Origin of the sequence: Salinimicrobium terrae DSM 17865 (assembly GCF_000424665.1) — a bacterium.
Lineage (GTDB): Bacteria > Bacteroidota > Bacteroidia > Flavobacteriales > Flavobacteriaceae > Salinimicrobium > Salinimicrobium terrae.
In genome coordinates this window covers 85,959-100,170 of record NZ_AUKI01000020.1, presented here as the reverse complement: position 1 = coordinate 100,170, position 14,212 = coordinate 85,959, and the positions used below count along the sequence as shown (strand labels likewise).

At 40.2% G+C, this 14,212-nt stretch carries 13 protein-coding genes; 5 read left to right on the top strand and 8 right to left on the bottom strand.

All coding sequences use genetic code 11. The annotated features are described in order from the left end of the window. Positions 1-46: 46 nt before the first annotated feature. Positions 47-838, top strand: a complete 792-nt coding sequence (locus H148_RS0109575) for a hypothetical protein (protein ID WP_029034602.1) — start codon at positions 47-49, stop codon at positions 836-838. Between the two features lie 49 nt (positions 839-887). On the opposite strand, the gene H148_RS0109570 is transcribed toward H148_RS0109575, so the two are convergent. From H148_RS0109570 to H148_RS0109555, 4 genes are all read right to left on the bottom strand, one after another. Next, positions 888-1,676: a PhzF family phenazine biosynthesis protein gene (locus H148_RS0109570; protein ID WP_029034601.1), complete on the bottom strand. Its 789-nt coding sequence runs from the start codon at positions 1,674-1,676 to the stop codon at positions 888-890. Positions 1,677-1,759: 83 nt separating this feature from the next. Then, positions 1,760-2,767 (bottom strand): LLM class flavin-dependent oxidoreductase, encoded by a 1,008-nt coding sequence (locus H148_RS0109565; protein ID WP_029034600.1) that lies wholly within the window; start codon positions 2,765-2,767, stop codon positions 1,760-1,762. Between the two features lie 143 nt (positions 2,768-2,910). Continuing rightward, the gene (locus H148_RS0109560; protein ID WP_029034599.1) at positions 2,911-5,457 is read right to left on the bottom strand and encodes an ABC transporter permease; all 2,547 of its coding nucleotides are present in this window, start codon (positions 5,455-5,457) and stop codon (positions 2,911-2,913) included. Then, on the bottom strand, positions 5,444-6,127 hold the full coding sequence (locus H148_RS0109555) for an ABC transporter ATP-binding protein (protein ID WP_029034598.1): 684 nt from the start codon (positions 6,125-6,127) through the stop codon (positions 5,444-5,446). The genes H148_RS0109560 and H148_RS0109555 overlap by 14 nt, the downstream gene beginning before the upstream one ends. A 61-nt stretch (positions 6,128-6,188) precedes the next feature. On the opposite strand from H148_RS0109555, the gene H148_RS0109550 reads away from it, so the two are divergent. Next, positions 6,189-6,884, top strand: coding sequence for an arylesterase (locus H148_RS0109550; RefSeq protein WP_037324984.1), 696 nt, complete (start codon positions 6,189-6,191; stop codon positions 6,882-6,884). 43 nt (positions 6,885-6,927) lie between these two features. On the opposite strand, the gene H148_RS17630 is transcribed toward H148_RS0109550, so the two are convergent. Then, positions 6,928-8,001 carry an endonuclease/exonuclease/phosphatase family protein gene (locus H148_RS17630; RefSeq protein ID WP_037324981.1) on the bottom strand — a complete coding sequence of 358 codons (1,074 nt, stop codon included), beginning with the start codon at positions 7,999-8,001 and terminating at the stop codon, positions 6,928-6,930. 801 nt (positions 8,002-8,802) lie between these two features. Between H148_RS17630 and H148_RS17625 the strand changes: the two genes are divergently transcribed. The 3 genes from H148_RS17625 to H148_RS0109520 all read left to right on the top strand — a co-directional run bounded on the left by H148_RS17625 (position 8,803) and on the right by H148_RS0109520 (position 11,329). Next, complete coding sequence (locus H148_RS17625) at positions 8,803-9,396, top strand: hypothetical protein (RefSeq protein ID WP_051286356.1); 594 nt, start codon at positions 8,803-8,805, stop codon at positions 9,394-9,396. 70 nt (positions 9,397-9,466) lie between these two features. Continuing rightward, complete coding sequence (locus H148_RS0109525; RefSeq protein ID WP_029034595.1) at positions 9,467-10,231, top strand: LytR/AlgR family response regulator transcription factor; 765 nt, start codon at positions 9,467-9,469, stop codon at positions 10,229-10,231. Between the two features lie 3 nt (positions 10,232-10,234). Then, positions 10,235-11,329, top strand: a complete 1,095-nt coding sequence (locus H148_RS0109520; protein ID WP_029034594.1) for a sensor histidine kinase — start codon at positions 10,235-10,237, stop codon at positions 11,327-11,329. Positions 11,330-11,413: 84 nt separating this feature from the next. Here H148_RS0109520 and H148_RS17620 read toward each other — a convergent pair whose 3' ends face one another. From H148_RS17620 to H148_RS0109505, 3 genes are all read right to left on the bottom strand, one after another. Next, positions 11,414-11,929, bottom strand: coding sequence for an SAM-dependent methyltransferase (locus tag H148_RS17620; RefSeq protein WP_051286354.1), 516 nt, complete (start codon positions 11,927-11,929; stop codon positions 11,414-11,416). Positions 11,930-11,957: 28 nt separating this feature from the next. Beyond that, positions 11,958-13,337, bottom strand: a complete 1,380-nt coding sequence (locus tag H148_RS0109510) for an APC family permease (protein ID WP_083961633.1) — start codon at positions 13,335-13,337, stop codon at positions 11,958-11,960. Between the two features lie 118 nt (positions 13,338-13,455). Further along, positions 13,456-14,205: a LytR/AlgR family response regulator transcription factor gene (locus H148_RS0109505; protein ID WP_029034592.1), complete on the bottom strand. Its 750-nt coding sequence runs from the start codon at positions 14,203-14,205 to the stop codon at positions 13,456-13,458. Positions 14,206-14,212 lie beyond the last annotated feature (7 nt).

Sequence of the window (14,212 nt, the reverse complement as noted above, 5' to 3'; positions counted from 1 at the left end):
GTAACATTTTTTCTGCTTCTTCGTATTACAAGATATTTCTTGTTTTATGAAAAAAATCTCCTTTCTTTTTTTAGCACTCTTGCTTATTGCGTGTGCTCCCGTGAAACCCGCACTTTCGGTTTCTGAAACCAATGCTTTTCCTGTTAAAGGTCGGCAGGGGCTTCTTATTAATCAAAAATTAAAATTTGGTGACTATAAGACCTCGTCCGTTAAACGTTCCTGGACCCGCAGTGGTAATACGAGAGTTGATCTCATAAGCGGACAGGTTGCAGATCCTTCATATCCAAACCTGGTGGCGATGGATTATGCAGATAGTGAACAGTCTTTCTATTTTTCTCTCTCAGATCCCTTCGGAAATGCTGCAGATGTATACGCTGTTTCAGAATTTCATGCTGAAGACCTTCAAATAGGAGACAACCCAAATTCTGTAATAAATATATTGGAAGACATTTTTGGAGGCTCGGGGTTTTCTGAGAACTTATTTTACCTTCAGGTTTTTCTGAATGATGAAGTAAAGCCATGGCAGTTGCTGCTCGACAATCATGCAGCACAAATCACACCCGAAGATTATTCCGGTTTCTTTGCCCTCACAGAAGAGAAGTTCTATGCGCTGCAACCTATTACTCATATAAATGGAAAAAAAGGAGTTGAAAAGATTATCGCTGGATCTATAGGGTATGAGATCTTCAACAGCAAAGGAGAGTCGGTTGCAGCGGTTTCTCTGATTGACAATGGAGAAGTTTATCTTCATACCGACGATCCTTCAGAAAGATTACTACTGTCTTCCTTATGCGCAGCTTTGCTTTTACAAGAGGATATTGCACAACAGGATCTGTAAATTTAACTCAGGTAACTAAAAAATTCATACTGCAGGTTTTCCGGTAATTTCATTCTGTCCATAGTTTTCCTATGGAATAGGTACGGGCGCCGCCTCCTACTTCAACCCTGTCTCCAAGATTTTTACAAAACAGGTGCCCGCCACGTTCTGATAATTGCCTTGCCTGCATTTCCTGTTTGTTCAGCCTTTCACTCCAGTAAGGGGTGAGAGAACAATGAGCAGAACCGGTTACAGGATCTTCAAAAACTATAGCGCCCGGAGTGAAAAAGCGGGAAACAAAGTCACATTCTGTTCCTTTTGCAGTAACTATTACTCCTCCTGTTCCCAATTCGAGTTGGTCAAAAAAATTACGATCTATTCTAATTTTTCTTACTTCCTCTTCATTGGAATAGATCAAGAAGAAGTCCCGTGCTTTAAGCACTTCCTGTGGCTGGATGTTCAGGGATTTTTGTAAGAGTTCCGGAAGCTCGGTGAAAGTCGGGTTTCTATTTGGTAGATTGAGAATGTAATTCCCATCGTTAACGCTTACTTGTAATTCTCCGCTTTGAGTTTCAAAAATGATATTTTTACCCGGATATTTTCTAATTTCCTTTAGGGCATGAGCCGCCGCAAGAGTTGCGTGTCCGCACAGGTCCATCTCCATTTCGGGGGTGAACCATCTAAGATGGAAACTGTGACCTTTATCCACAAAAAAGGCAGTTTCGGCAACTGCATTTTCCTGCGCAATTTTTAGAAGTAAATCATCGGAAAGCCATTCTGAAAGCGGTACCACACAAGCAGGATTCCCGCTAAAAATGGTATCTGTAAATGCGTTAATCTGGTAAAGGTGTAATTGCATATCCAAAAATAGAAAATTACAATGAAGATTTTCTTTCTATATATTTACTTTAACTTCCATTACCTCTCAAAAAAGGCAAAAAATTAAAAGTCTTTCATGAGTTCGGAAAAGATTCCGTAAGACTTTAACCTGTCTTCATGATGGTAGATATGAGAGGCGACCATGACTTCATTGACCTCTGTTTTTTCAAGAAATTCTGAAGTTTTCTTTTTCACAGTTTCCTTGCTGCCAACAAAGGCGTATTTAAGCATCCTTTCAAAAGCAGGATTTGCGGCAAGTTCTCTCAACTCCACATTCATTTTAACGGGAGGCTGCATATAGTCAATTTTCCCGGTCATTACTCCCAGCATCATTCTTAAGAGTGTGGTTGAGATATCTTCCGCTTCTTCATCAGTATCGGCTGCAATAACGTTTATGCAACCAATGGTATATGGTTTTTCAAGATATTTGGACGGCTGAAATTTGTTGTAATAGATATTGAGCGCCTCAAATAACTGTGCGGGAGCAAAGTGACTTGCAAAGGCGTAAGGCAAACCTTTTTCGGCAGCTACGTGTGCACTGTCGGTGCTGGAACCAAGAACATAAATTGGAACGTTTACTCCTTCGGCCACAGTAGCACGTACCTGGGAATCTTTATTTTCTACGGAAAAATACTGCTGAATCTGACTTATCTCTTCCGGAAACTTATATACCGCCTGCATGCGGTCACTCCTTATGGCATGTGCAGTAACCTGATCTGTTCCCGGAGCTCTGCCCAGGCCAAGATCTATTCTGTTGGGATATAGGGAACCCAAAGTTCCAAATTGTTCTGAAACTATGAGCGGGGAGTGGTTGGGCAACATGATCCCGCCGCTTCCTACTCTTATTTTTTTTGTGCCTCCCGCAATATGTCCTATCAAAACTGAAGTAGCCGAGCTGGCGATGCTTTTCATATTATGGTGTTCGGCCAGCCAGAACCGGTGATAACCCATATCTTCTGCCTTTTGCGCAAGGTCAAGGCTATTGTCAAAAGTTTGTTTTATTGACGAATTAACACCCACACTGGCAAGTTCGAGAATGGAATATGGTTTAGGTTCATTATTTCGGGACATAGCAATTTCAGATTTGTTCAAAGTTCGGGATTTCAGAAGAAGTACAATAAGAAAACAGATAGGTTTTGAATGATGCTATTTCTACAAATCAATTCTGCTCTTTTGCACTTACTCCCACTTAAAGTCGGGCAATACTTGCCATTTTAATAACTTTCTTTTCTAAGTACTTCTAACGGCGGACTTTTAATAACACTGATACTGTTGGTAAGGCCAATGAAAATGACCAGGATTGTAATTGCCGGGAAAAGTACCAGTAACGGAAAAATCGAGGGCACAAAAGCAGTATCAAATAACAACCAGGCCAATAACTGGCTGCTAATTAAGGAGAGCAATATCCCCGATAAGGTTCCCAGTGCTCCCAGGTAAAAATACTCCAGAGCAAGAATCTTTAGAATCTGGTTACTGCGGGCACCTAAAGTTCTTAGTAAAACACTCTCCTTGATCCTCTGGAACTTGCTTGTGCGCACTGCTCCAAGAAGCACAATGATCCCGGTAATGATGCTAAAAAAGGCCATAAAATTAATAAGCCATGCAATTTTATTAAGGAGACCTTCAACTACAGTTATGATTTGCCGCAGGTCCAGGATCGAAATATTGGGGAAAAGTCTAACCAGTTCCTGTTGCAAAGCGGCACTGGCGTCTTCATTGGGAACCTTGGTAGTAATAACCCTGAATTGTGGTGCACTTTCCAAAACACCTTTTGGAAAGACAATTGTAAAGTTTGGCTGCATTTGGCTCCAGTCCACAGTTCTAATACTACGGACCTCTGTATTCATCACAACTCCCTGAACATTGAATGAAATACGATCTCCCAGACTAACCAGGGCATCTTCCACAAAATTATCGCTTACCGATATAGGGATGAGGTCTGGCTCTTCAACTTCCGGAACCCATTCTCCGGAAGTCAGCACCTCAGAATCTGAAAGAGCATCACGATAAGTCACCCTGAATTCGTGATTAAGTACCCAGCGATTAATGCCCGATGTTGAATCTTCCCGTATTTGGTTAACAGTTCTTCCATCGATGCTCTGTACCCGCATAGTAACGATTGGTATGTCATCCAGCACTGGATTTCCACTATCCCTAATAGTTTGTTCCACTTCTTTTTCCTGGCCCGCCTGCACATCTAGCAGGATCATATTCGGACTGTTATTCTGCCCTTCGAGAGAAGCCTGGGCAAGTAAAAGGTCTTTAGTAAAATAGAGAGTACTTATTAAAAAAGTACCCACTCCAATAGCCAGCACCAGGGTTAAAGTCTGATTTTGGGGCCGGAATAAATTCTGAAGGCTCTGCCTTGCAGGAAAACCCCAGCCGGTAGGGAAATTGTCCCTTGTCACTTTCATAAATAGACGAGCTATTCCTGCGAGAATGGAGAAAGTCACAACTATTCCAAAGACAAACGCCAGAGAATATTTCCAATCCTGGAGGAGCCAATAGGAAAAGAGAAGGATAAATAGAAAAATGCCTCCAAGTACTGCAAGCTCTGCTTTTCCCTTTTTCTTATTGCCGTTGGTTTGCACTCTTAAAGCCTGTAAAGGAGAAATGTATAAAGTCCCGATAAGTGGTACCAGGGCAAATAACACTGCCATAAAAATACCGAGCAGGACACCCAGTAGAATAATCTGAGGTTTAAAGGCCATTTGAATATCTACGGGTAACAGATCTTCGAGTAATAATGGAAAAAGCTGCTGTAAGATTAAACCGGCAATAGTACCTATGATCCCACCAAGAAATCCCATACCGGCAATTTGAAGCAGGTAGATCATAAAGGTTTGTCGTTTTGTGGCTCCGAGACATTTAAGAACTGCAACAGCCCTCAGTTTTCCTTTGATGTAGATGTTAATGGCACTTGCAATACCCACACATCCCAGCAGCAGTGCTACAAAAGCCACCAGGTTGAGAAATTTCCCAAAGTTGTCATATCGTCTTCCCAGTCGTTCACTGGTGGAGGTGTGAGTATCAAGATCAGCTTCAAGTCTATCTAATTGTGGATCAAGCACTTCGTCCAGTCGTTCCAGGTCTGTTCCCGAAGGTGCGGTAAAGTAATAATCATAGGAAATGCGGCTGCCGGTTTGAACCAGGCCAGATTCTTCAATGAATCGATATGGGATTACTGCTGGTGGTGCTACAGAACTAAAAAAGGAATTACTACCGGGAATGGAACGTAAAGCTCCTGAAATAGGAAGAATGACCTCCCCAACCTTAATACTGTCATCTGTGGTAAGACCCAGCTGTGTCATTACGGTGACATCAACCAAAGCTCCACCTTCCTGCTGATAGGTTTGTGCTGCTTCCTCCGGGATCGTCTCCAGTTCCCCATAAAATGGAAATCCGCCCTCAATTCCCCGCACCTGGACTAATTTAGTACCGTCTTTACCGGGAAAGGCAGCCATAGAAGTAAAACCGATTTCCCTTGCCTGGGCACCGCCTAAAGAGTCGATAATAGACAAAACATCTTCTGTAGGTTCCTGGTCAAGGTCAATCTTAAAATCTGCTCCCATCATGGCCTTTGATTGCAGACCAATATTATCCTTCAGGTTTTCCCCAAAGGATTGGATGGAAACCACAGCCGCGATCCCTAACACGATAGAAGCCATAAACAGGATTAGCTTACGTCCGCTGGCTTTACCATCGCGCCATGCCATTTTAAACAACCAGGAAAAGGAAACTCTTGATTTATTGCTGCTCATTAGTCTCCATTATTTTTCCTCCTTTGAGTCGCAGGATTCGTTGTGTCATTTTTGCTAGATCAAGGTCGTGAGTAACTATAACAAGAGTAGTTCCGGCTTCCCTGTTGAGGTTAAACAGCAGTTCAATTATCCTTTCTCCTGTTTCGGCATCGAGATTACCTGTGGGTTCATCTGCAAAGAGAATAGAAGGTCTGTTTGAAAAGGCTCTCGCTACTGCCACGCGCTGTTGTTCCCCACCCGATAGTTGCGAAGGATAATGATCGAATCTGCCGCCAAGTCCAACTTTCTCCAGCAGAACTTTTGCTGCTTCCGAAGCATCCTTTGCTCCCTGCAATTCAAGCGGAACAGCAACATTTTCCAGTGCAGTCAAAGTTGGGAGCAACTGGAAGTCCTGAAAAACAAAACCTACTTTTTGATTGCGCAGTACGGCCCGTTCATCTTCAGAAAGGGAGCTGAGTTCGGTGCCGCAAAGTTCTATGCTGCCGGTATCAGGACGATCCAGGCCTGCGCATAGGCCCAATAGGGTTGTTTTTCCACTACCCGACGGACCTACAATGGCAAAAGTTTCCTTTTCTTCAACATCAAAAGTTATATCATGGAGTACGGTGAGCTGTTTGGAGCCACTGGAATAGCTCTTTTCCAGGTTGTGAACATTAAGTATTTTTGTCATCTTTAAACTTGCTTTCAAAAAAAGCAAAATAAGAAATGATTTTCACTTCAAGCCAGTAGCTATGAGAAACCTGTTGTATTTGCCATTTTTGACACTTTTGCTATTCACCTCCTGTGGAGAATCTGTAAAAGAGAAAAAAGAAACTGAAGCTGAAACTGCTTCGGAAGTTGAGAATGAAGCTGAAAATTCAGAAGACAGCAAGACCATATTGTTCTTTGGTGACAGCCTTACTGCGGCAATGGGACTTGATCCCGCTGAAGGTTATCCCGCCGAAATTCAGGAGATGATCGATTCCCTGGGGTTTAATTATGAAGTAGTAAACGCCGGATTAAGCGGGGAAACCACTGCTGCGGGGAAAAACAGAATTGACTGGGTGCTCAACCAGAAGGTTGATGTATTTGTGCTTGCTTTGGGAGCGAATGATGGCCTACGCGGAGTTCCGGTAGAAGAGACCCGGAGAAACCTGCAGGCAATTATTGATAATGTTAGAGAAGAAAATCCGGGGGTGGAGATCATTCTTGCCGGAATGCAGATCCCGCCCAATATGGGACCCGAATACACGACTGATTTTCGGGAGCTTTTTCCAGAAATTGCAGAACAAAACAACATCCACCTTATTCCTTTCCTGCTCGAAGGCGTAGCCGGAGATCCTGATCTGAACCAGCAGGACGGGATCCATCCTACCGCAGAGGGTTATGATATTGTTGCCAAAAATGTATGGGAAGTGCTGAAGCCTGTACTTGGAGAAAAGGAATAAGTGTCAAAAATGACCTTTTTAAGATTTACTATTTTTGAAGATCCTAATTATGGTTATTGGTCTTTCCATCTTCTATCTTCTCGTCTGCCCAATCTCTTTCCTCCTGGTCGGGATCTTTCGGGCTATTATTAAGATCATCATCTTCGGGGTCGTAGACCAGCTTTATAAAAATAGGAAAGTGATCTGATCCTATATCATCCAGGCGTTTCAGGTTGTCCAACAGGAAATCGTCACTGTGAAAAACGTGGTCCAGAGGCCATCGAAAGACAGGATACTGGGCGTGAAAAGTGTTGAAAAATCCGCGACCAATGCGTGGATCCAATAAGCCACTTAAGCTTATAAACAAATCTGTGGTGCGCGACCAGGCAACGTCATTTAGGTCGCCGAAGACCAAGGTTGCCCGTTGTCCTTCAATTTCCTTACCAACCATTAAAAGTTCTGCATCACGATTGGTTGAGGTAGTATCTTCAGAAGGGCTCGGAGGCTTTGGGTGCAGGCAGTGAATATTTACTTTTTTTCCACTGCGTAAATTTACTTTTCCATGTATTGAGGGGATTTCTTCAGACATTAGATATTTAATATCTATATCTTCAAGCTCAAGTTTTGAATAGAGATGCATACCGTAAAGATTTTCTTGAGGGATCTTGACAGTGTATGGATACTGTTTTTCTATTATTTCCAGGTTTTTTTCCCAGTCGTCATTACTTTCCAGGGTGAGCACCAGGTCCGGATTTTTCTGAACTATAAGTGTAATTAATTTACCGTAATTATTATTAGTAGCAAGTACGTTACTCACCAGTATGGAAATTTCATTAGGATCATCTTTCCCTTTGAATTTATGCACCTGCTTTTTTGCAAAAAAGGTATATGGGTAGATCTTTACTCCCTGATATAAAAAGCTAAACACCAGGAGGAACATAATTACATATTCCCAAAAGGAACTGAAATCGAAAACCACACCAGAGTATATAATTACGATAAGTATGAATGAACTTATTTGCAGGCGTGGAAAGTCAAAACCTCTAATCCACCATTGGTCGAATCTGGTGAGGGAAGCTATGGTAGGTAAAAGTGCAAGGAATCCTAGTATGAGGGCAATAGTTTCTGGGAGGTTCATACTCATAATTAACAAGACTCTTCAAATATACATTATTGTATTAAACGGGAAAAGTAAGTTCTCAATTTCTGAGAAAAGTGAGAAATTAAAATTATCTGAAAATTTATTTTCGGAAAAATTACGGGAAACCGTAATTCCACCTGCATTCTTTATTTTAAGTTTGCCCTATAGAATTTAAAAAAGTGGCTCTACCTCTACAAATACGGAATCTACGGGATGCCATTGTATTTAATAAAAAAGAAAAAAATAGTTCGGTACATATAAACGATATTCAAAGACATAACAAAATGTGGACTTCGTGGATTAGGACATGTAACTTCTCAAGGTCATATCGACCGGGTACACTCGGGAGTACATCCGGGAGAATGTTAAGAATTATAAATTGGTGACCATCAGCAAAAGTTCAGTAGAGAAAAAATTTAAGGAACTGCATTCGGATTTTGGAGCCAGTACTATTCCACATTTGGTAGGAATTGTGAAAGATCCTAAATTGATATATTTAAAATTTTAGAAAGGCCGCTTTTTTCTAATGAACTTCTGGGAATGTAGGGTAACCGGAATGTTTGTAGAGGAGGCGGCTTCTTTTTTTAATATATCTTTTGCAGTGAGTATCCAAAATAAGCAGTTTAATCTTTCCTTTTTTGATATAAAAGGAGATTTGGTCTTAATTATGCTGATTTACAATTTATTATCACTTTTTGCCTTCATAGTTACTTCTGTTTAGCCATTCAAATCTTTTTCAAGGGTAAGGCCGGGTTTAGCTATTAATTTTAGGGTATAATAATTCTAAAACATGAAATTATGAAAACCCTTATTTTTTATTTGGTAATGCTGGTATTAGGAACTGGCCACGCACAGGAATTCACTGAACTTAAAGAGGCAAAAGTAGAATTCATTCCGGTGACATCCGATGTTGAAGGAGACGGCAATCGGTTTTACTTTAAGGTAAAAGAATCTGCCGTTGGGGAATTTGAAAAAGATCCACTGGCTTTTATGGATACCCATTTTAATATTAATAACCTCAGCTCGGAATTAAAGCATGAACAGTATGATAGTTATGAGGTAAGTTTCGTTAGTAGAAAAGGATTTTTAATTGCTGATTTTAATAAAAGGGGAAATTTACTCAAAACTGCCTCGAGGTTTAAAAATATTGTCTTGCCTGAAAAGTTAAGACATGATTTATATCGGGACCACAAGGGGTGGAAAATGACTAAAAATATTCATATCACTAACAGTAGAAATGGCATGGTTGGCAAGGATATTTTTAAGGTTATCCTGGAAAATGGGAAAGATCGAAAAAAGTTATTTTACAAGCTCCAGTCAAAGAAACAGAAATGGCCAGCAATTAAGGAAGCAAAGTTTTTAGATCAAAAACCATCAGACGCCGTCGTTTGATGGTTTTTCTTAAGCGGGAGGAATAACCAAAACAATTATGTTTTAAATTGGAAGAATAAATTTCTTACATATGAAGGCACTGGTCATTGATGATGAGGAGCTGGCACGGAGAAGAATTGTTAATCTTCTGGAGGAAGTTTCTGGTATAGAAGTTATTGGAGAGTGTTCTAATGGACAAACTGCGATTAAAAAGATTAACGGTGACAATCCGGATCTTATTTTTCTGGATATTAACATGAAAGATATGAACGGTTTTGAAGTACTCCAAAAGGTGGAAATAAAGCCTAAACCTGTAGTTGTTTTCGTCACCGCCTATGATTCTTATGCAACTCGTGCCTTTGATGTGGAAGCCTTTGATTTTCTTCTGAAGCCATTTAAGGATCAGCGGTTTTTTAAGACCGTTGAAAGGGTTCTTAAGATTGGAGGGAAAGAAGCTGATGATATTTTTGAAAAAAGGATCAGAGAGATGTTCCGGATTTACTCCTTGGAGAAAAAGACAGAAAAGCGGATAGCAAAAATTCCTGTTAAGCAGGGTAATAAAACTGTTTTAATCGACCCCAGGAACATCCTTTATATTATAGCATCAGGATATTACGCTGAGATTTACACAACTTCAGGCAAGTATGTATTGCGGGAATCTCTCAACAACCTGGAAGAGCAGCTTGAAGAAGCAAGCTTCTTTAGAATACATCGCTCTACTATTGTTAACCTGGATCAGGTAAAGGAGATAGTACATTCAGACTATTCTGAAGTGGATGCCCGCATGAATGATGATAAACTCCTCCACATAAGCAAATCGAATAAAAAAGAATTTCTTGAAAAACTGGGGATTTAAAAAATGAAAATTAAAAAGTACTTAGATTTTAAATTAATCTTGTTGCTAGCTGGATTCTACGCGCTTTTTAATCTGGTCTATATCACAAAAACCGCGTATCTTCAGGTGAATTTCCCCGATATGAGGCCAGTACCCTGGTACGATTTCCTGGTGAACAATATTCTCATTGACTGGCTGGTTGTGGTTTTTTACATGAGCATCATAGCTATTAGTACCAAGCGTTTTCTACATAAGAATTATTCCTGGGTCAAGATAATTTCTATTCATATCGTATTTTCGATACTCATAGGGTTCATCATTCGACTAATTTTTGATCTCTACGGCATTTTATCCGGGTTATTTACCCTTGAAGAATATACCATAAGAGAAAGTTTCACCAGGTTTATGATTGTGGTGGACCTTAATTTTCTAATATATTTTGCAATGACCTTTATTATTTACACATATTATTATGTGAAACAGGTAAAGGAAGCCGAACACCACAGGGCTCAACTGGAAACGCAACTTGTGAATACCCGTATGAAGATGCTATCTTCTCAATTACAACCGCACTTCCTATTTAATACCCTTAACAGCATTGCAGTGCTGGCCGATCTTGACAAACAAAAAGCCAAAGACACTATTGCAGATCTCAGTGATTTTCTGAGGGAGATCCTGTACAGTGGGGAGGAAAATGTAATTGCGCTTGAAAAGGAAATGCGAACCCTGGAATATTATTTAAATATTTTAAACGTAAGATTTTCAGATCATCTTAGAATAAATAAGGAAGTTGATGAGCGACTTTTGTCCAAAAAAGTTCCGGCTTTACTACTACAGCCCATTCTTGAAAATTCTATTAAGCACGGTTATTCCTATGAACATATAGATCTAGAGGTAACTATAAGAATTTATGCTGAAGGTAACGAACTTATCATTAAAGTAATAAATGACGGTACCGGTCTCAAGGCAGGAACAGAAGAACTTATGAAGAAGGGCAAAGGCCTAGCAAATATTGATGCCCGATTGTCAAACCTCTATGGAAATAATTACAGTTTCCAGATTACAAACAGGAGGTTTGGTACGGGTGTGGAAACTTTAGTGAAGATCCCGCTTTCCTGAAGTTTCATATAAACTTCCGAAAAGTAAAGATTCGGGGATCACATGAGCCTCTTAATATTCTGTCCATGCGCTCTTTTGATCTCTCTATTTCTTTTCTGGTATTGTCCATAGATAAATGGTTGTGCCATCTACCATTTGTGTTTGTTCAGGTTCCCAGTCTCCCATGCTAAAGGCGTGAGAAACTATACGTGTGCCAGGTTTTAGCTGTTCGAACAAGATTGGTTTAAGCCTTTTATTTAACCTTCCAAGCAGGTAAAGGGTTACTACTGTAGCTTCACTAAAATCTGATTCAAAAAGATCGGCTTCTATAAATTCTACTTTATCTGTTACGCCGGCATGAACTGCATTGTCATTTGACTCTGAAATTCTTTTGGGATCAATGTCAATTCCCACTCCGCGCGCGCCATAATCTTTCGCTGCAGCAATTACAATTCGGCCGTCGCCGCTTCCAAGGTCGTAAACTATGTCATTAGATTCTACCCCGGCAAGTTTAAGCCTTGCGTCAACAACTGTGTCGCTGGTGGGAACGTACACCACATCCTGAGACTGAGACAGGAATGGCAGGATAAGAAATACAAATAAAATTTTCAGGTTTTTCATAGGATGACTATTTAATTAAACTTTCTTGTTATGTTTCTTCAGTAATAGAAGGTTTAAGAAACATAATTAACGCCCCGGCAACCAGTACAGCTATTCCTACCAGGGCTCCCCAACCTGTATAAGCTATACTGGAGTAGAGGAGATAGGCACTGCTAATACAAAATATTAAAGGAAGTACAGGGTAGAGGGGTACTGTAAAAGGGCGTTTTTTAAGAGGTTCTTTTTTCCGCAGCACAAAAAGTGATATTCCCACAAGCAGAAGGAAAAACCAAAAGACAGGTGCAGTATAATCAATCATGGTTTCAAAACCACTTCTGGAGAAGAGTCCAAAGCTTACCAGCACCAGGGTGATGCCTCCCTGAACCATGAAAGCGTTTACAGGGCCTTCCAGTCTGCTTTTCCATTTTCCAAGGAAAGAAAAACCCTTAAAGTCTCTTCCTAAGGCATAATTTGAACGTGCCCCGGTAAATATTGTGGCATTTGCTGAAGTAAGGGCAGCTACAGCTACTAACAAGGAAATTATAACAACTCCTAAATGTCCAAAAGCTATTTCTAAAAGATCACCTGCAACAGCTTTTGAACCGGCCATCTCTTCTAAACCAAGCCCTCTCAAAAAAGCCATATTTACAAGGAAATAAATTATAGTAATTACTATGATACAGGCTATTAAAACAACGGCCATTTTTCTTTTTCCTTTACTAATTTCAGCAGAAATGTATGCAGCCTCATTCCAACCTCCAAAAGTGAGTAATACAAATACCATTGCCAACCCGAGAGAATTTCCGCCGTTGTTTACAGGAGAAAAACCGAAAGAAGTTGCTGAAGCTTCAGGGACCAGGAAGAAACCTACGATTATGATCAATAAGATTCCCAATACTTCAATCGTAGTAAGAAATTTTTGAGCTCCTGCACCCATTTTTATCCCGATAATATTGATTGCTGTAAGTGCAAAGACAAGAATTGCAGCATAGATCACTGCAGAATATTCACCCAGCTCGTAAATTTGGGAAGCATAATCTCCAAAAATGAATGCCAATAGTGCTATAGAACCTGTTTGGATCACACTAATACGGGCCCAGGCAAATAGAAAAGCTGTGCGTTTTCCAAATGCCCGCATTAAAAAATGATAATCTCCGCCAGTATTTGGGAATGTAGTGGTGAGCTCTGCATAACAAAGGGCGCCGATAAGGGAAACTGCACCTCCAATGAGCCATGCAGTTAACATCATTCCTCCCGATTCTAAATTACCTGCGACAAGAGATGGAGTTCGAAAGATCCCGGCTCCGATAACGATTCCTATAATGAGGGCAAAGGCATCAAATGGGCTTAAGACTGGACCCGGAGCCACAAATTTTTTTCGTTTCCTTTCTTTTTCCGGAATTTCAACTTCTTCTTTTCCTATAGACATCTTTTTTTGTCCGTTCCTTTATTTTTTTGATCTGGAACTAATTGAAGCTAAGTAAATTAAAGCTAAAAAGGTTAAGGATTGGGAAAATTTTTGCAAAGGGTTGTACCAAAAGCCGGTTTTATTGAAGCCATTCCTTAAAGGCTTTTACCCGCTCCCGGCTTACAATGATTTGTTCTTCATTATAGTCTTTGAGCTTTACTTCCAACCTTGTATTTGAATATGTGAGAATATCAGCAATAGCTTCCATTGCTATAATATATTTGCGATTAACCCTGAAGAATATCTCCGGATTTATTTCAGTTTCCAGTTTGTCAAGGCTGCTGTCCAACATGTAACTCCTATTCGATTTGTTATGTAAGTAGGTTCCCTTATTTTCTGAATAAAAGCAAACGATTTCAGATATATCGATGAGTTTTAAATGTTGGCCAACCTGAATGGAAAAGCGTTTTTTATAATCTGAATTTGGAATGTTAAGCAGAGACTTTAAAGTCTTGAAATCGATTTCCTTTTGATTTGAAAACCTGGTTTTTTTAAATTTTTCGAGGGCTACTGCAAGTTCCTCGTCATCAAGAGGCTTCAGGAGGTAATCTATGCTATTAAGTTTAAAAGCCTGTAGTGCGTATTCATCATAAGCAGTGGTGAAAATGATAGGGGAATGCACTTCGGTATGTTCAAAGATTTCGAATGAGAGCCCGTCACTAAGCTGAATGTCGAGGAAAATAAGGTCTGGATTTTGATTCTTTCGGAGCCATTCTGTAGCCTCTTCTACAGAATGTAATGTTGTAATTACCTTCACTTCCAGTTTTTCCAGCATACGTTGTAAACGCCGGGCAGCCGGTTTTTCATCTTCAATGATTAAAGCTTGTATCATTAGT